Source organism: Pedobacter namyangjuensis, from assembly GCF_003313325.1.
Lineage (GTDB): Bacteria > Bacteroidota > Bacteroidia > Sphingobacteriales > Sphingobacteriaceae > Pedobacter > Pedobacter namyangjuensis.
Genome location: NZ_QMHQ01000001.1, coordinates 130,895 through 148,904 on the forward strand (window position 1 = coordinate 130,895; position 18,010 = coordinate 148,904).

Genomic DNA, 18,010 nt, shown 5'->3' on the forward strand with positions numbered 1-18,010 from the left:
GTTATACTTATTTTTGTACAGTGGAATGAAAAAGTTAGAAAGAAAATATCTTTTTTAACCACCTTTTAAGTCTTTTCTTTTTTGTGTTATTTCTTTTAATTTCAGCGATTTTATCTCTTAAACCAAATTCTTCGAATAAAAGATTATAATCAGCTTGGTCTTGAGGCATTATAATGTTTGGGTGCTTAAGCTCTTCTATCTCTTCTAATGGAACATTTGCAAACGGGCTATTCGCATTTAAGGTATTTTCGGCAAACTCACCAAAACCTATATTACTTACTAAATTATAATTTGGTACAACCGTTAAAGAATGACCTAGGAGATGAGCAAAAGTAACCTGATAATCCCATGTATCTATTTTTCCTGCTTTTGTATCATTAAATATCTCTACCCACCTATCAACAATTAACTTGTCTCCGAAAATTTGCATTAATGGCTCTTGAATTTCTTCAGCTTCAAACTGATTGAGATTTTTATCATAACTAGCCCATGACCTTTTCCAAGTCGCCCAACCCCAGCCATTGGTTAAATTAGAGAAATAGTAAGATGCATCGCCCCATTTCTTTTTTGTATTGAAATTAAAACCAGATATTAGCCAAATTCTCTTGTCGTCCCTGTATCGCTCTAATAAATTATCGCAATACGAGAAAAAAGTAGGCGCAGGCAGGCAGTCATGTTCCAAAATAATGCCTTCATCCTCGTTCTCAAAAAACCAATCAATTGCCGATGATATTGCTTCTTTTGGACCAACATTTTCTGCTCGAAGCAAGGTAAAAACTTCGCATTCCCAATCTATAAAATCCAAAACCGCAGTTATCACATTGGCACATTTTATAGCTTCTTCCGCTCTTCCCGGGCGTGGCCCATCAGCAGTGATATATAACTTCTTAGGTTTCGCCAGCTTAATTTGAGCCAATACTTTTAATGTTGTATCTAACCTATTGAAAATTATAAAGAGGATTGACGATTTTGTTTGGTACATGCTTTATTTTTGAAGCGGTAATATAATCCAATCCTTATTTTGCCGAATGGGAGTTCTTATAATAACAAATTTAAGTAAAACAGACTGCTATTTTAAAATATCTTTATAAAAAAAGGAGCTCTGAGATTTCAGAGCTCCTTCATATATAAGTACAAAGCTTTTTACAACTTACGTTTAACTTCCACTTGTTCGTATGCTTCTACAATATCCCCAACTTCAATGTTGTTAAAGTTTTGGATGTTAAGACCACATTCGTAACCTTTAGCTACTTCTTTCACATCGTCTTTGAAACGTTTTAGTGACGCAAGCTCACCTGTATAAATTACAACACCATCACGTACAATACGGATTTTGCTATTTCTAGTAATCTTACCGTCTAATACCATACAACCTGCAATGGTACCCACTTTAGTAATCTTAAAGGTCTCTCTAATCTCTACGTTAGCAACAATTTTCTCTTCAAATTCTGGAGCCAACATACCTTCCATTGCAGCTTTAATTTCGTTAATTGCATCGTAGATGATAGAGTACAAACGAATATCAATTTGTTCTTGCTCTGCCAATTTACGAGCTCCTGGCGAAGGACGCACTTGGAAACCGATAATAATTGCATCAGATGCAGAAGCTAACAATACATCAGATTCTGAAATTTGACCTACCGCTTTACTAATTATATTGATTTGAATTTCTTCTGTAGATAACTTCAATAATGAATCGGCTAATGCTTCGATTGAACCATCCACATCACCTTTAACAATTAAATTAAGCTCTTTGAAGTTACCAATAGCTAAACGACGACCAATTTCATCAAGCGTGATATGTTTCTGCGTACGTAAGCCCTGCTCACGCATCAATTGTAAACGTTTGTTCGCAATATCTCTCGCTTCTACTTCGCTTTCTAATGCGTTAAATCTATCACCCGCTGTTGGTGCACCTTGCATACCTAATACTTGAACTGGTACAGAAGGGCCTGCTTCGTTAACTTTAGCTCCACGTTCGTTAAATAACGCTTTAACTTTACCACTATAACTACCCGCTAAAATTGGATCTCCAACACGTAAAGTACCTGCTTGAACCAATACGGTAGTTACAATACCGCGTCCTTTATCTAAAGTAGCCTCTATAACCGTACCTGTAGCACGTTTATTAGGGTTAGCTTTTAATTCTAATAACTCTGCTTCTAGCAATACCTTATCTAATAATAAATCGACATTTAAGCCACTTTTACTAGATATTTCTTGCGACTGGAATTTACCGCCCCAATCTTCTACTAAAATATTCATTACTGATAATTGCTCTCTCACTCTATCAGAGTTAGCGCCTGGCTTATCAATTTTGGTAAACGCAAATACTAAAGGTACTCCAGCTGCCTGTGCGTGGTTAATAGCCTCTTTTGTTTGAGGCATTACCGCATCATCTGCTGCAATAACGATAATTGCAATATCCGCAACTTTAGCACCACGAGCACGCATTGCTGTGAAGGCTTCGTGACCCGGTGTATCTAAGAAAGTTACTTGTTTGCCAGAATTTGTAGTTACTTTATATGCACCAATGTGCTGTGTAATACCACCTGCCTCACCAGCTACCACATTTGCCTTACGGATATAATCTAGTAATGATGTTTTACCATGATCCACGTGACCCATAATGGTAACAACTGGTACTCTTGGTTCTAAATCTTCCGGTGCGTCTTCTTCTTCAATAACACTATCAGCTTCTTCATCTGCTTTAACGAATTGAATTTCATAACCGAACTCATCAGCCACAATGGTTAAGGTCTCTGCATCTAAACGTTGGTTAATAGATACGAACATCCCTAAACTCATACACGTTCCGATAATTTTCGTAACCGGAACATCCATCATATTAGCTAACTCATTTGCCGTAACAAACTCGGTAACTTTTAATACTTTAGATTGCAATTGCTCTTCTGCAGCTGCTTCTTCCGCAGTTAATGCCACATCATCACGTTTCTGACGACGTAGTTTTGCACGTTGGGCGAATTTACCAGACTTACCAGCACCACTTAAACGAGCAAGTGTTGCCTTAATTTGGTCTTGTATTTCTTTTTCTGTTGGTTCCTCTTTAGGTCCGCCAGGTGCACCACCCGGACGAGCGTTTCTAAAGTTAGGACGACCACCAGCTGTATTATTTGTATTATTTCTAAAATCAGGTCTATTTCCTGGTACGCCACCTCCTGCCGCTGGGCGAGCTGGTTGTCCTGGCTGTTGATTAGTTTGTGGTTGTTGAGGCGTATTAGGACCTCCAGGCGTTTTTTTACGCTTACGTTTTCTTTTTGCAGCTTCGCTATCTCCAGAAGAAGCAATTGGCTGGTTTCTACGATCTGGTGTAGTTGGCAAAACGATTTTGCCAATAATATTTGGTCCAGATAATTTTACCGAACGAGCTTTAATAACCTCGTCTTCTGCCGGAACTACCGGAGGAGTAGCAACCGCAGGTTTCTCTTCAGCCTTAGGGGCTTCAGCTTGCGGTTTCACTTCTTCTTTAACCACTGGCTTTTCTTCAGCAACTGGTTTAGTCTCTGCAACTGTAGTTGACACTGGTTTAATCGGCTCTTCAACCTTTGGTTTTTCAGCAACTGGCTCTTCTTTCTTAGCTTCAACAACAGGTGCAGGCTCTTCTTTTTTAGCCGGACGAGTTTTAGAATTTAGATCGTTAAGATCTATCTTCCCAACTATCTTAACACCAGGTAAAGATCCTTCCTCTGCTGGCTGGCTCTCTTTCACGGGAGCTGCTGCTGGCTCAGAAACCTTAACTTCTGCAGGTTTTTCCTCTTTAGGCTTTTCAACCGGCGGAGTATAAGACTGTGCATTTTTGATTAAAATACCTTCGTTTTCAAATTCTTGTTTATTTCTAGGCACCTCAGGAGCTTTCTCAGCGGCTTCGGGTTCATCACGACGAATTTTACCTATATTAATTTGATTGGCTTCTTCTTTTACGATTTTATCCCCCTGAAACTCTCTAAGTAATGTATCATACATATCTTTTGAAAGTTTTGTAGTGGGCTTATTTTCCACAGCAAAGCCTTTCTTACCAAGAAAATCTACTGCCGTAGCAATTCCTATGTTAAGCTCCTTAGCTGCTTTAAATAAAATTATGGCTTTGTCGTCTGACATCTATTATCCTATTATTTACTAAATTATATACAAAAGTAACGTTTATTCTTGTTTATTCAAGCATACACGTCTATTCAAATTCCGATTTAAGAATTCCTATCACTTCTTTGATAGTTTCTTCTTCAAGATCGGTACGTTTTACCAATTCATCTACAGATAAAGCTAAAACACTTTTAGCGGTATCACAACCTACCGATTTAAGCTCATCAATGATCCAGCTATCAATTTCATCCGAGAATTCTTCGATATCCACATCTTCATCTTCTTCTCCAGCCTCACGATAAACATCGATTTCATATCCTGTCAATTTACCTGCCAACTTAATGTTGTGTCCGCCTCTACCGATAGCTAATGACACTTGATCTGGCTTTAAGTAAACTGAAGCCGTTTTATTTTCATCATCTAACTTAATAGAAGTGATTTTTGCAGGACTTAAAGCACGTTGAATGTATAGAGAAATATTATTTGTAAAGTTAATTACATCGATATTCTCGTTTTTCAACTCTCTAACAATACCGTGGATACGAGAACCTTTCATACCAACACAAGCACCTACCGGATCAATTCTATCATCGTAAGATTCTACCGCAACTTTCGCTCTTTCTCCTGGCTCACGAACAATTTTCTTGATAGTGATTAAACCATCAAAAATTTCTGGAACTTCTATTTCGAACAATCGTTGTAAAAACTCTGGAGCAACTCTTGAGATGATAATTTTTGGAGTTGCGTTTAACATATCAACCTTAGAAATTACCGCTCTAACCGCATCGCCTTTTTTGAAATAATCTGCAGGAATTTGCTCTGTTTTTGGCATGATCAATTCATTACCTTCATCATCAAGCACCAAAGTCTCTTTTTTCCAAACCTGGTAAACTTCACCAGTTACAATTTCGCCAACTCTGTCTTTATACTTTTTGAAAATTTCGTCTTTTTCTAATTCTAAAACTTTAGAAACCAACGTTTGGCGAGCCGCTAAAATAGCTCTTCTACCAAAACTTTCTAAAGTAATCTGCTCTATGTAATCGTCACCTACTTCCATATCAGCATCTAACAGCTTTACTTCGGCAAGTTCAATTTCTAAATCATCGTCTTCAGAAAAACCATCTTCCATTACCTTTCTGGTACGCCAGATTTCCAAATCCCCATTGTCTGGGTTAACAATAACATCACAGTTTTCATCAGTACCGTATTTTTTACGCAACATACTGCGAAATACCTCTTCCAGTACGCTAATTACTGTCGGACGGTCGATATTTTTGAATTCCTTAAACTCTTGGAATGAATCGATTAAATTAATATTGCTCATTTTCCTATTTAAATGAAATTAAAACCTTGGTTTCTACTATTTTATTAAATTCAATTGATGTTTCTACCAATTGTGCCTTTTTACCTTTTTCTTTTACTTTTTCCTCAATAACGATAGCTTCATCAGTAACAGAAAGCAACTTGCCCTCTTTTTTCTCGCCGTCGTTTAATTTTACGCTTAATTCCCTGCCTATATTTTTATGATATTGACGGTTTAATTTAAGTGCTTCGCCTACTCCAGGAGAAGAAACCTCAAGATTGTAAGCTTTTTCGATTGTATTCTCTTCTTCTAAATGGAAGCCAACGTGCCTGCTAATTGCGACACAATCCTGAATGCTTATACCTTGGTCGCCATCTACATGGATAATCAGTTTGTTGTTTGGCAACATTTTAACCTCTACCAAAAACAACTCGGGTCTATCTGCAATTTTCTCCTCTACAAGTGCTACAACTCTATTTTCTACCTGCATATGCTAAATTTTAGAAAAGAAAAAAGGGGACACGGTCCCCTCTCCTTCCACTATTACGGTGCAAACTTATGAAATTTTTATGAGAATTACAAATAGGTTTGCAAATGAAGTGGTTAGCGCTTTAGAAAAGCTTGTTGTTTTTTTAATTTATGCCCAACTTTAGACGTTAAAATATCTTTTGTACTAGCAAATTCTGTATTGATAACAGTTTCTATTAAATACGTTTTGCCCTTAATAAAAGAAGTATCGGGTGTAAAAACCAAGATATCGCCTAACATCCCTAACCTACCATTTATCTCTTTTTCCATTGTAGTAGAATCATTTTCTGCAGGGGTTTGCAACACAGAAACCAAACTTTGGTAGGCACTATCTACACCAATGTTTTTTTTGATTTGATAAAGCCCAACTTCGTTTATTTTGGAAATATAAATCTGGCTACTGTCTTTAGAAAAGCTAATTAGAACTGGCTCGTTATTTGCTTTCGAACATCCCGCTAGGCAAATTAAAACAGCCACAAATTTTATATATTTAAACATAAACTAAATTAACATTATGAAATTAATACTCGAAATTTTATTAATGGGCTTGGCCATGATGCTTGGAGCTTACTTTGTTCCAGGTGTTACAGTAAATGGATTTGGAGACGCAATTATCGCCGCCGTTTTAATAGCGGTTGCAAATGCAACAATAGGATTAATATTAAGAATTTTTACCTTCCCCCTTAATGTTTTAACACTCGGCCTAATCTCATTTATTATTACCGTTTTAATGATTTTATTGGTAGATCATTTTATGGCAGGCTTTAACACCACAGGCTTTTTAGCTGCTGCGATTTTGGCAATAGCCGTTTCTGTAATTAAAATGATTTTGGATTCTATTTTCGGAATAGATAAAAAATAATATTAAACCTAACCACAAAGACACAAAAGCCACAAAGATCTATTTCTTTGTGGCTTTTTATTATTCAGATCCCTTTTAAGTTTTACTTACTTAGAATATTTCTACTGATAACCATTTTCTGTATCTCAGAAGTACCTTCATATATCTGCGTAATTTTTGCATCTCGCATTAATCTTTCTACATGGTATTCCTTAACAAAACCATAACCGCCGTGAATTTGAACGGCCTCAACCGTTACATCCATTGCTACTTTACTAGCAAATAATTTAGCCATTGAGCCAGCCAAGGTATAAGATTGTCCTTGATCTTTTAACCAAGCAGCCTTATAAACCAACATACGAGCTGCTTCGATTTGAGTAGCCATATCTGCCAATTTAAATGCAATAGCTTGGTGTTCTGCAATTGCTTTCCCAAATGATTTTCTTTGTTTTGAGTATTCTAAAGCTAACTCATACGCACCTGCTGCAATACCCAAAGCTTGTGCCGCAATACCAATTCTACCACCTTCTAATGTTTTCATGGCAAAAGAAAAACCAAATCCATCATCCCCGATTCTGTTTTCTTTCGGAACTTTTACGTCGTTAAACATTAGCGAGTGGGTATCAGAACCACGAATGCCCAATTTATTTTCTTTAGGCCCAATTGTAAAACCCGGTGTACCCGCTTCTACAATAAAAGCATTAATACCTTTATGCCTTAACTCTTTATGTGTTTGTGCTATAACTAAATAGGTACTTGCTGTGCTACCATTGGTAATCCAATTTTTGGTGCCATTAAGCAAATAATAATCGCCCATATCTTCTGCAGTAGTCTGTTGCGAAGTAGCATCAGAGCCGGCTTCTGGTTCAGATAAGCAAAAAGCGCCTATTTTTTCTCCACTTGCCAAAGGTTTTAGGTATTTTTCTTTTTGCGCTTCGGTACCGTAGCTTTCAAGTCCATAACAAACTAAGGAATTGTTTACAGAAACTACAACTGATGCAGAAGCATCAATCTTCGAAAGTTCTTCCATAACCAAAACGTAAGAAACGGCATCCATTCCGCTCCCATTATATTTTTGGTCGACCATCATTCCTAAAAAACCGAGCTCACCCAGCTTTTTCACCTGCTCCTTCGGAAACTTTTGGTGTTCATCTCTTTCTATAACGCCGGGCTTAAGTTCTGTTTGCGCAAAATCTCTTGCCGCCTGTTGTATCATTAGCTGTTCTTCACTTAACTCAAAAAGCATATTATGATTTATTATTGGTTAGATTTCTCAAAATTAATATTTCTTTGCCAAAATTACTATGGCTGCATAGTAATTTTTTAGCAAAATGTATTTCTTTTTAAGAAAAGGCATATATTTTAGGTGAAGGAGAAAGAATGTTTTACAAAAACTGCAAAACTGCTGCTCGACAAAGTGAATCCATATCACATGGACGGAAACCTGTGCTCAATCTGAAAACAAAGTGCTTACCTAACTTTCGGAAATGATTTGAAAAGCAATGCAATTGCAAATAGGTTTCTTCTGCCCTGCTCTACGCTTTACTCGCCCGAGAACCGGGCTCGTGTTCGCTACTATCAGGTTTAATATACAGTGGCTTTTACAACTATGAAAAGGAACCCTGCCATAAACAAGGGTGGAAGTGCTATAAACCCGATATTCGTGGAAATTTTTGAAATACCAAGCACCTGCGTTTCGAGGTTGGCACAAAGCGCAAAAATTGAAACATTAGCGGGGCCGATGTAACCGAAAAGTGCTACAACTGCTTTTCAAAAAATCTAACAGCAAATAAAATCGGCGAGAATAAGGCTTCAACTACAGCCTGATAGATACTTACTTAAGCAACTTGTTATTATCGTCTGGAAAAACTAAAATTGGCTGATATTTTTTAGCTTCTTCCATTGGCAAAGAACCGTAAGACATTATGATTAGAATATCTCCAAGCTGAACTTTGCGTGCTGTAGCACCATTTAAACAAACCATACCGCTTCCACGCTCGCCTCTAATAGCGTACGTTTCGAAACGCTCGCCGTTGTTATTATTTACAATTTGTACTTTTTCGTTTGGAATGATATTGGCTGCATCTAATAAATCTTCATCTATAGTTATGCTACCTACATAATTCAATTCTGCCTGTGTTACTTTAACACGGTGTATTTTCGATTTTAATATCTCGATAATCATTCTGCAAAGTTAGTAATTAAGGTTGAAGGTAAAAAGCTAAAAGGTTTAAGGCTACAATCAGAAGACAAAACCGCCTACAGCCCTAGTTTAAAATCATATTATCAATCAATCTTGTTTGGCCAACTTTTGCCGCTACCAATACAACCGAGTTATGAGCTTTTTTATCGTCTACAGGTAACAAACTTTCGCTATCTGCAATAGTAAAATAATCTAGTTCTACGCCTGGCGTATTGTTTATCATCGTTTTGGCCTTGGCTAACAATTCTTCTAAATCTAATTTTTCGAAATTATCGGAAACAAATTGTAAGGCTTTGTTAAGCACCAAAGAATTCTCTCTATCAGATGGGCTTAGATGAATATTTCTAGAACTCATTGCAAGTCCATCATCCTCTCTAATAATTGGGCAAGAAACAATTTCTAAAGGCATTTGAAAATGCTTAACCATATTCCTTATCATTAACACCTGTTGAAAATCCTTTTGCCCAAAGAAAGCAATGTCAGGCTCAACAACATCGAAGAGCTTTTTAACAATTTGGGTAACGCCCTGGTAATGACCTTTTCTAAACTCACCTTCTAACAGAAATTCAGCCGGACCTAAATCTAAGTGCCAATCTTCCGGAACCGGAAAAGTGGGATACATTTCCTTAACCGTGGGCATAAACACCATGTTGCATCCGGCATCGGTAAGCATTTTAATGTCGTGTTCTAATGGCCGAGGATATCTTTCCAAGTCTTTGGGATCTGTAAACTGCGTTGGATTTACAAAAATGCTACAAACTACAATATCTGCACTGTCCTTAGCAATTTCTATGAGAGATAAATGCCCTTTGTGTAAAGCACCCATAGTAGGCACTAGAGCAATTTTAAGTTTTTCCTTTTTCAAGGGTTTCAACAATTGTTTAAATGCTGAAATGGTGTGTACAATTTCCAAATTTAAAGTTGGTTTTTAAAGGGCCAAAGTTGAACAATTATCTAAAACTTACAAAGCCTATTGCACAAGTTATTGATAATTATTAATATTTTTAGTACCTTTGCACCTTGATAATCTTTAAATTAACATAATTTAATATACAATATGGAGATGGCAAAAACGAAGCTACTGATTGTTACACACGAGATGTCGCCTTTCCTCGAACTTACAAAAATTTCAGAAATTACCCGTCAATTACCACAAGCGATGCAAGAAAAAGGATTCGAAATCCGCATCTTGATGCCTAGATTTGGTAATATTAACGAAAGACGTAACAGATTGCATGAAGTGATTCGTTTGTCGGGAATGAACATCATTATCGACGACAATGACAACCCGTTAATCATAAAGGTTGCTTCAATCCCTGCAGCTCGTATGCAAGTTTACTTTTTAGATAATGAAGATTATTTCCAACGTAAATATGTATTTAGAGATAAAGAGAGTAAGTTTTATGCCGATAATGATGAGCGTACGATTTTCTTCTGCAAAGGCGCATTGGAAACCGTTAAAAAATTGGGTTGGGCTCCTGATATTGTTCACTGCCATGGCTGGATGACCTCTTTGGTTCCGGCATACATCAAAACCACCTATAAAAACGATCCTACTTTTAAAAATTCTAAAGTAGTGTACTCTGTTTACGAAAACTGTTTTAGCGAAAGCTTGAATGCAGATTTGCACAAAAAAGCGGTTATGCAAAATATGAGTGAAGAGGATACAAAAGCATTTATTGGAGCAAACAATACTAGTTTGCATATTGGTGCCATAACGCACGCTGATGCAATTGTTTTAGCAGATGAAAAGGTTGATGAAGATGTGTTAAAATTTGTTAAAGATTCTAATAAACCAACTTTAGCCTTTAATTTAACCGAAAATTACGAGAACTTCTACAATTTTTACGAGGAGATCTCTGATGAAGAATTGGTTTCAGTTGCTTAAAAAAGAGCATTATTTTACGAACAAATATGAAATTTAATAAAATAGACTTATTAACCTTGTTGATAAGTCTTTTTCTTTTCGCTTCGTGCGAAAGCACATCGACAATTGGCCTTGAAGTTGATCCGACAAGTGCGTTAGAGGGTCAGCTTGTAGATTCGGTAACCATAAAATCTAACACACTTTTAGATGACGCGGTTGAAACTAGTACAGCAGCTTCACATCCGCTTGGTTTTTTAAAAGATCCTATTTTTGGAACGACAGAAGCTAGTTTAGCTTTAGCGGTAAATGTACCGAACGACGCCTATAGTTTTGGCACAACACCCACACTGGACTCTGCAGTATTAGTTTTAAACTACGCACCAAATTTTTATGGAGATAGTACCGCTACCTATAGTATTGATGTGCACCAATTGGATGAGAATATTACTAGAGAAACGTCTTTCTTAAGTAACAGGAATTGGAGCTATTCACCTGCAATCATAGGAAGTAAATCTGGCAAAATCTACCCAAATACACGTTATAAAATAAACGATATTGTGGTTGGTAAGCCTGATACATTAAAGTCGGTTACACCACAAATTAGAATCCCACTTAACAATGCGTTTATACAGCAAAACATCGTTAATACCAATGTAACAAACTTAAAAACCAACCTTAATTTTACCAGATATTTTAGAGGCTTACATGTTCAGGTTAATAAAACAAACTCTACCGGAAATGGAGGTATAATGTTTTTAGATTTCGCTGCTACCAACTCTGCAGTTGTACTTTATTATAAACTTCAGAATAACAGCACAAACGCTAGAGACACCACATCGGTTAGTTTTCCGATAACTACAACATCTCCTTACAAGGTTGCTGCAACCGTAAAGCACGATTACACAGGAACATCCATAGCAACTCATTTAGCCAATCCTACCGTACAATATCCCGTTACTTATTTACAGCCTTTAGCGGGTTTAAAAAACAAGATTTCCTTCCCGTATTTAGATAAATTTGCGGCGAATGTTGGCAAAGTTGCTGTAAACAAAGCAGAGTTGGTAATCGATTTAAGCGCCGGAACAGATGCTCTACCTTACGGACCGGCTCCGAGACTAGCACTTTACAGATACGATATTGCCGAAAAACGTCAAAATTTACCAGACAATAATGCCGGTTCTCAAACAAGTGCTGGCGACCCTAGAAATCAGGGTGCTTTTGGAGGATATTTCAACGCAGTTACAAGACAGTACATTTTCGTGGTAACCGCTTATGTACAAGATTTGCTAGATGGGAAAACTAAAGACTACGGCACTTTCCTGGCTCCTACACCAAATAGCACTTTTAGTGTTTTCCCTTCGATTAGTACAGGTGCTAGATCTGTAATCGGTAGTTTTAAGAAAACACCTTCTGCAGGCGATAACACGATGAAACTTAACATCTATTATACTAAAATAAATTAATCAGATTTTAGTCTTGAATATTAACAAATCCCCCGAGAATTTCATATTTTCGGGGGATTTTAATTTTAATTAACGCTATGTGTGGAATTGTAGGCTATATAGGTTTTAGAGAGGCCTGGCCGATTGTAATAAAAGGTTTAAAACGACTTGAGTATCGTGGTTACGATAGTGCAGGAATTGCCCTTATCGATAACAATGATTTAAATATTTATAAAAAAGCCGGCAAGGTTAAAGAGCTGGAAGATTTTGCTGAAGGGCAAAATTTAACCGGAACTATTGGCATGGGCCATACACGTTGGGCTACACACGGTGCACCATCAGATAGAAACTCCCACCCTCACACTTCCAATAATGGGAGATTGAGCATCATTCATAATGGTATAATTGAAAATTATGCCATATTAAAAGATGAGTTAGAGCAACGTGGCCACACTTTTAACAGCGACACAGATACCGAGGTTCTAATCCACCTAATTGAAGAAATCTACAAAAACGAAAAAACAGACTTGCTAGAAGCCGTAAGACTTGCTTTAAAAGAAGTGAGTGGTGCGTATGCAATAGTAGTAATGGACCAGGATAATCCGGACGAATTAATTGCAGCAAGAAAAGGTAGCCCAATGGTAATAGGTGTTGGGCAAGGAGAATATTTTATTGCTTCTGATGCTACACCAATTATCGAGTACACAAAAAATGTAATCTATCTTAACGATAATGAGATTGCTTTTTTGAAACGTGATGAGCTTTTGATTAAAAGATTAGACAATGTTGTTCAGACACCTTATGTTCAGGAATTAGAGCTGAAGCTTGAAATGCTTGAGAAAGGCGGATATGATCATTTTATGTTAAAAGAAATCTACGAGCAACCTCGTTCTATTAGAGATTGTTTGAGAGGACGTATTTATCCAGAAGAGGGAAAAGTACAGCTAAGTGGTATCAAAGAGTTTGTAGATAAGCTTAAAAACATCGACAGAATTATTATTGTAGCCTGTGGAACATCTTGGCATGCTGGATTAGTAGGCGAGTATCTTATCGAAGAATACTCTAGAATTCCGGTTGAGGTAGAATATGCATCCGAATTTAGGTACAGAAATCCAATTATTACCGAAAAAGATGTAGTAATCGCTATCTCACAATCTGGAGAAACCGCCGATACAATGGCTGCGATAGAGATGGCTAAGGAAAAAGGCGCAACTATTTTCGGTATATGTAACGTTGTAGGCGCATCTATACCGCGTTTAACACATGCTGGAGTTTACACTCACGCAGGTCCAGAAATTGGCGTGGCATCTACAAAAGCGTTTACAGCGCAAGTAACCGTTCTTACTTTAATTGCGTTCTATTTAGCTCAACAAAAAGGAACAATTACCAATTCTAAATTAATTGAGTTATTAACAGAGTTGGATAATATCCCCGATAAAGTTCAAATAGCGCTACAATCTAACGACCTGATTAAATCTATAGGCGAGAAATTTAAAGACTCTAGAAACTGTCTGTTTTTAGGTAGAGGAAGCGGCTTTCCTGTAGCTTTAGAGGGAGCATTAAAGTTGAAAGAAATCTCTTACATTCATGCAGAAGGTTATCCGGCAGCAGAAATGAAACACGGGCCAATTGCTTTAATTGACGAAGAAATGCCTGTAGTTGTAATCGCTACCAAAAACTCTTCTTACGAGAAAGTAATCAGTAATATCCAAGAAGTAAAAGCAAGAAAAGGAATTGTTATTGCAATTGTAACAGAAGGTGATACAGAAGTGAAAAAAATGGCAGATTACTGCATCGAAATTCCAGATGCAGCTGAAGCATTTTTACCTTTATTAGCTACTATTCCACTACAATTACTTTCTTATCATATTGCAGTTTTAAGAGGTTGCAATGTAGATCAACCTAGAAACTTAGCGAAATCAGTTACTGTAGAATAATTTTAGTTTCTATTAAACATAAAAAGGGCTTCATTTTTTTGAAGCCCTTTTTTGTTAATTTAATTTCTAGATGGCGGTACAGTGGTACCTCTTAACCCCACTTCTTTTGGTGGTTCGGTATTAAGAAGGTGTTTCACAAAATAATCCCAGCGTCTACGCATCATATACGGAGAAAACTGCCCAAATCCGTGGGCGCTATTCGGAAAAAGTAATAAATCGAAATCTTTATTGGCTTTTATTAAAGCATCTACAACCAACATTGTATTAGATGGCGGCACGTTATTATCCATCATACCGTGCGCTAATAAAAGTTTTCCTTTTAGATTTTTTGCATAATTCTGGTTAGCTTGAGCTTCGTAATCCACATTCTCTACTAATCCGTTATAACGTTCGCCCCAATCGTCCTCATAATTCCTGTTATCGTGGTTCCCAGATTCGGCAATACCAACCTTAAAGAAATCAGGATAACGAAACATCGCAGCAGCCGTTGCAAATCCACCGCCAGAATGCCCCCAGATACCAACCTTATTTGTATCGATAGGATAATTTTTTGCTAATTGTCTAATCGCAGTTATCTGGTCTGGCAATGTATTTTCGGCCATGTTGCCATAGCTCATATCATGGAAACTTTTAGAGCGATAAGGATTGCTCGTTCCTTCTATCATTACTACGATGAAGCCCAACTCAGCTAAAGCTTGATGATCGCCTCTTGAGGCGTTAAAAGACCAGCTGCCTACACTTCCACCTTGTGGCCCAGGATAAATATAATCGATTACCGGATATTTTTTCGCTACGTCCATTTTAGATGGCGTAAACACTAAACCATAAATATCGGTTTTACCATCATGCGCTTTTACGCTAACCGGTATAGGTGCTTTCCATCCTGTTTCTGTTAACTTAGAAACATCACCTTGTGCTAGTTTAGTTACCAGTTTACCATTAATAGCTCTTAAATTAACTACAGCCGGAACATCAGGCTGAGAAAAACTATCTATAAAATAATTATCTGATGGAGAAAAAGTGATGGAGTGATTACCCAGCTCAGGCGTTAACAATGTTAAACCCTTACCATCAAAACCGACTTTGTACAAGTAACCGAAATATGGATTTCCAGCCTCTTTGCCATGCCCTAAAAAATATAGTGTTCTGGTTTTCTCATCAACTTTTAGCAATCTAGAAACTAACCACTCGCCTTTGGTAATTTGATTCTTAAGTTTTCCGGTGCTAGCGTCGTAAAGGTACATGTGCCCCCAGTTATCACGTTCTGAGTACCATAGTATCTCTTTTGTTTTTGGCAAATATCTCCAATTAATCGCACCTCTACCAGATTCAAACTGTGTTTTAACGGTTTCTTCAAAAACTTCTCTCACAGCCCCGGTATTTGCATCAGCTATGCGGAATTTTTCATTCTTATGATCTCGGGATGTTGATAAAAATGCCATTTCGCTACCGTCTTCTTTCCAATCGATATCATCGAAAGTTCCACTGCTTGAAATGTCGTCGCTCAAAGTTGCCCTATGCGGATCTGCCGGAATGTTTAAACTTATCACCTTTGCGTTTTCTACATCAATGATTACCCTCCTAATTGTAGCAATTACCTTATCTCCAGGCAATGGATATTTCCAAGCTTTTAAAACGGGCGCACCAACATTGGTAGTTACCAAATACATATCGCTAACATTACGTTGGTCTTGCTGAAAAGTTGCTATTTTTTTTGAGTCTGGCGACCAGCGTACTACTGGTCTATCGCTCATTTTCCACCCGGCGTTATCCGTAGCATAGCCATAGTCTTTTAAGCCATCTGTAGTAAGTTGAGTTTCTTTTTTAGAGGCTACATCTCTCACCCAAAGATTCCAATCTTTTATAAAAACTGCCTTTTTGCCATCCGGCGATAATACATCATTACCTCCCATTCTGCGTGGCATCTGAGCCTGCTGTTCTTGATAATCGGTTGTAAGTATTCTAGTTTTTTTAACCGGATCTACCAAAAAAGTTTGTGTTCCACTCTGGCTTTTACTGGTATACCAGAATTTATCGCCCTCTAGCCAATTGGGCCTAACGGCTCCAGCATCTACAAATTTTTCGGTATTGTAACTCATGAAACGCTCCGCACGTTCATAGTCTTGGGCGGTTACGGCCAGTTGCCCATTTGCAACAAAACAACCTGCCAAACCAGCAATGGTTAGTAAATATCTTTTCATGTTTATTTATTTCCTATTGGATAAAAATAAAGATGTTTTAAAAGTTTAAATTAAAGTATTAAGAATAATACACGCTTTACCGTAGCAACTGCTCCACTTCTTTAGCCATTTGTTCGCCTATTTTAGCAGAGAAACCGTTATGCGCACTATTTATTTTTCCATTTTTATCAACTATATAAAATAATGGGAAAGAAGGTACACTATACTTTTTTAGCATTGTAGCATCACACGTATAGGTGGTATATTTTATACTAAATCTTTTATCATATTTCAAAATCGCTTCTTTATTATCTGAGTGATTTACTGTGACGATTTCAAAATCAGTATTATTATATTTTTCTTGAAAAGCATTAAGTGTTTCAATTGAATTTACACAATGTGGGCAACCATTTAAGGTAAAATTAATTAATAACACTTTACCTTTAAACGACGAAAGTTGAATCTTTTCTCCATCTAGATTATAAATAGGCGTTTCGGGCAAGGCAGTTCCTTTAGCCAATAACGGTACAAAAACTTTAGGTTTTTCAAGACTAAAATACGCTGGCAGCAGTTGCTTTGTCAAATCTTCCGTCTGCGTGGCGTCAACTAAATAATCCGTAAAACGATATTCATCAAATGCAGTAATATACGTATTCGTTCCGTCGATAAATCCTTTGCTGTTATTGCGATAATAATAAGGTAGGTCAGTTTTTTTATCTATTAGCAAAGTTAAATGTGTAAAAACCGGCTTGTTCTTTACGATGGTAACCATTACCATTAATTTCAAATGGGCGTAACTTTTATTATTTACAACAGAGTCTTTTAGTTGAATCGCTTTTTTGCCTGTTTTAAGAAAGTCACCTATTCTACTAAAAACGTACAATAACGATTCATAATAATGTCCAGATTCAGGTTTTGACGAAATGCGATAAGTGCTATCTGAAAACTGTAAACTGAAAAGCTTGCTACCATCATAAATATTTTCTGACCTTTTCCCTATAAACCTATAGCTTAAATCGCTTTTTGGCTGATTAATTAGGTTTTTTAAAGTATCAAAATGATATATGTCGTCAAAAAGATCCTTATTAATCGAAGTGCTATTGTAGCTAACATTTTTAATTTCACTAAAATTAGATAATACTCGCTCTAATATTTGGGCATGAGCCGAAGCAGACATCAATAAGATGAATGTACACAAGAAATAAAATTTTGTTTTCATTTTTTAACTATCAAAAGGAATGAAACTAAAGATAATAATTCTACGATAATTTCGTAGAATTATTAATTTTTTTAAAACCTATCGTAGCCAGAAACTTAATAACACTAAACTTTAGTAACATTAACAGCTTGTTGCGTTCGAGAATCTTCTGCCAAATCGTAAGTTACTTTGTCGCCTGCTTTAATATATTTTGAATGTAGACCTGAATATTTAACAGGGATTTCTGTGCCTCTTTTGTCTATTATTAATCCTTCTCCTTTTTCACTGTCAAAAAATTTCACTTCTCCTTTTTTCATATTTTAATAGGGGTAATTAACAGTTAAGTTATAGGTTTTAGAAAAGTTTGAGTTGCAAAGTCGACTACCACTATTAATTAATCTAGCAAAGCT

General features: G+C 36.8%; 15 protein-coding genes. 4 read left to right on the plus strand and 11 right to left on the minus strand.

What is annotated here, in order from left to right; all coding sequences use genetic code 11:
• Positions 1-34: 34 nt before the first annotated feature.
• From DUT69_RS00630 to DUT69_RS00650, 5 genes are all read right to left on the minus strand, one after another.
• Positions 35-982 (minus strand): nucleotide-diphospho-sugar transferase, encoded by a 948-nt coding sequence (locus DUT69_RS00630; RefSeq protein WP_113651207.1) that lies wholly within the window; start codon positions 980-982, stop codon positions 35-37.
• Positions 983-1,143: 161 nt separating this feature from the next.
• Positions 1,144-4,119, minus strand: coding sequence for a translation initiation factor IF-2 (gene infB, locus DUT69_RS00635; protein WP_113651208.1), 2,976 nt, complete (start codon positions 4,117-4,119; stop codon positions 1,144-1,146).
• A gap of 70 nt (positions 4,120-4,189) precedes the next feature.
• Positions 4,190-5,425: a transcription termination factor NusA gene (gene nusA, locus DUT69_RS00640; RefSeq protein ID WP_113651209.1), complete on the minus strand. Its 1,236-nt coding sequence runs from the start codon at positions 5,423-5,425 to the stop codon at positions 4,190-4,192.
• Between the two features lie 4 nt (positions 5,426-5,429).
• Positions 5,430-5,894: a ribosome assembly cofactor RimP gene (rimP, locus tag DUT69_RS00645; protein ID WP_113651210.1), complete on the minus strand. Its 465-nt coding sequence runs from the start codon at positions 5,892-5,894 to the stop codon at positions 5,430-5,432.
• Between the two features lie 113 nt (positions 5,895-6,007).
• The gene (locus DUT69_RS00650; RefSeq protein WP_113651211.1) at positions 6,008-6,430 is read right to left on the minus strand and encodes a hypothetical protein; all 423 of its coding nucleotides are present in this window, start codon (positions 6,428-6,430) and stop codon (positions 6,008-6,010) included.
• A gap of 16 nt (positions 6,431-6,446) precedes the next feature.
• Here DUT69_RS00650 and DUT69_RS00655 point away from each other — a divergent pair, with 16 nt between their 5' ends.
• On the plus strand, positions 6,447-6,794 hold the full coding sequence (locus tag DUT69_RS00655) for a phage holin family protein (protein ID WP_113651212.1): 348 nt from the start codon (positions 6,447-6,449) through the stop codon (positions 6,792-6,794).
• Positions 6,795-6,876: 82 nt separating this feature from the next.
• Here the strand turns inward: DUT69_RS00655 and DUT69_RS00660 are convergent, their stop codons facing one another.
• The 3 genes from DUT69_RS00660 to panC all read right to left on the minus strand — a co-directional run bounded on the left by DUT69_RS00660 (position 6,877) and on the right by panC (position 9,889).
• Positions 6,877-8,019, minus strand: a complete 1,143-nt coding sequence (locus DUT69_RS00660) for an acyl-CoA dehydrogenase (protein ID WP_113651213.1) — start codon at positions 8,017-8,019, stop codon at positions 6,877-6,879.
• Between the two features lie 588 nt (positions 8,020-8,607).
• Positions 8,608-8,958: an aspartate 1-decarboxylase gene (panD, locus tag DUT69_RS00665; protein WP_113651214.1), complete on the minus strand. Its 351-nt coding sequence runs from the start codon at positions 8,956-8,958 to the stop codon at positions 8,608-8,610.
• A gap of 82 nt (positions 8,959-9,040) precedes the next feature.
• Entirely contained in the window at positions 9,041-9,889 is an 849-nt protein-coding gene (panC, locus tag DUT69_RS00670) for a pantoate--beta-alanine ligase (protein WP_113651215.1), read from the minus strand.
• A gap of 150 nt (positions 9,890-10,039) precedes the next feature.
• Between panC and DUT69_RS00675 the strand changes: the two genes are divergently transcribed.
• The 3 genes from DUT69_RS00675 (at position 10,040) to glmS (ending at position 14,222) form a co-directional block, all read left to right on the plus strand.
• Complete coding sequence (locus DUT69_RS00675; protein WP_113652407.1) at positions 10,040-10,864, plus strand: glycogen/starch synthase; 825 nt, start codon at positions 10,040-10,042, stop codon at positions 10,862-10,864.
• A 26-nt stretch (positions 10,865-10,890) separates the two neighbouring features.
• Positions 10,891-12,306 (plus strand): DUF4270 domain-containing protein, encoded by a 1,416-nt coding sequence (locus DUT69_RS00680; RefSeq protein WP_113651216.1) that lies wholly within the window; start codon positions 10,891-10,893, stop codon positions 12,304-12,306.
• Between the two features lie 77 nt (positions 12,307-12,383).
• Complete coding sequence (glmS, locus tag DUT69_RS00685; RefSeq protein WP_113651217.1) at positions 12,384-14,222, plus strand: glutamine--fructose-6-phosphate transaminase (isomerizing); 1,839 nt, start codon at positions 12,384-12,386, stop codon at positions 14,220-14,222.
• Between the two features lie 59 nt (positions 14,223-14,281).
• Here glmS and DUT69_RS00690 read toward each other — a convergent pair whose 3' ends face one another.
• The 3 genes from DUT69_RS00690 to DUT69_RS00700 form a co-directional block, all read right to left on the minus strand.
• The gene (locus tag DUT69_RS00690; RefSeq protein WP_113651218.1) at positions 14,282-16,423 is read right to left on the minus strand and encodes a S9 family peptidase; all 2,142 of its coding nucleotides are present in this window, start codon (positions 16,421-16,423) and stop codon (positions 14,282-14,284) included.
• Between the two features lie 76 nt (positions 16,424-16,499).
• On the minus strand, positions 16,500-17,621 hold the full coding sequence (locus DUT69_RS00695) for a TlpA family protein disulfide reductase (protein WP_113651219.1): 1,122 nt from the start codon (positions 17,619-17,621) through the stop codon (positions 16,500-16,502).
• A gap of 104 nt (positions 17,622-17,725) precedes the next feature.
• Positions 17,726-17,917, minus strand: coding sequence for a cold-shock protein (locus DUT69_RS00700; RefSeq protein WP_113651220.1), 192 nt, complete (start codon positions 17,915-17,917; stop codon positions 17,726-17,728).
• Between the last annotated feature and the right edge of the window lie 93 nt (positions 17,918-18,010).

Coding starts and splice junctions, on each gene's coding strand:
- DUT69_RS00630 (WP_113651207.1), bottom strand. CDS start 982: ATGTACCAAACAAAATCGTCAATCCTCTTTATAATTTTCAATAGGTTA.
- nusA (WP_113651209.1), bottom strand. CDS start 5,425: ATGAGCAATATTAATTTAATCGATTCATTCCAAGAGTTTAAGGAATTC.
- DUT69_RS00700 (WP_113651220.1), bottom strand. CDS start 17,917: ATGAAAAAAGGAGAAGTGAAATTTTTTGACAGTGAAAAAGGAGAAGGA.
- DUT69_RS00650 (WP_113651211.1), bottom strand. CDS start 6,430: ATGTTTAAATATATAAAATTTGTGGCTGTTTTAATTTGCCTAGCGGGA.
- panD (WP_113651214.1), bottom strand. CDS start 8,958: ATGATTATCGAGATATTAAAATCGAAAATACACCGTGTTAAAGTAACA.
- DUT69_RS00655 (WP_113651212.1), top strand. CDS start 6,447: ATGAAATTAATACTCGAAATTTTATTAATGGGCTTGGCCATGATGCTT.
- rimP (WP_113651210.1), bottom strand. CDS start 5,894: ATGCAGGTAGAAAATAGAGTTGTAGCACTTGTAGAGGAGAAAATTGCA.
- DUT69_RS00695 (WP_113651219.1), bottom strand. CDS start 17,621: ATGAAAACAAAATTTTATTTCTTGTGTACATTCATCTTATTGATGTCT.
- infB (WP_113651208.1), bottom strand. CDS start 4,119: ATGTCAGACGACAAAGCCATAATTTTATTTAAAGCAGCTAAGGAGCTT.
- DUT69_RS00680 (WP_113651216.1), top strand. CDS start 10,891: ATGAAATTTAATAAAATAGACTTATTAACCTTGTTGATAAGTCTTTTT.
- DUT69_RS00660 (WP_113651213.1), bottom strand. CDS start 8,019: ATGCTTTTTGAGTTAAGTGAAGAACAGCTAATGATACAACAGGCGGCA.
- DUT69_RS00675 (WP_113652407.1), top strand. CDS start 10,040: ATGGCAAAAACGAAGCTACTGATTGTTACACACGAGATGTCGCCTTTC.
- DUT69_RS00690 (WP_113651218.1), bottom strand. CDS start 16,423: ATGAAAAGATATTTACTAACCATTGCTGGTTTGGCAGGTTGTTTTGTT.
- glmS (WP_113651217.1), top strand. CDS start 12,384: ATGTGTGGAATTGTAGGCTATATAGGTTTTAGAGAGGCCTGGCCGATT.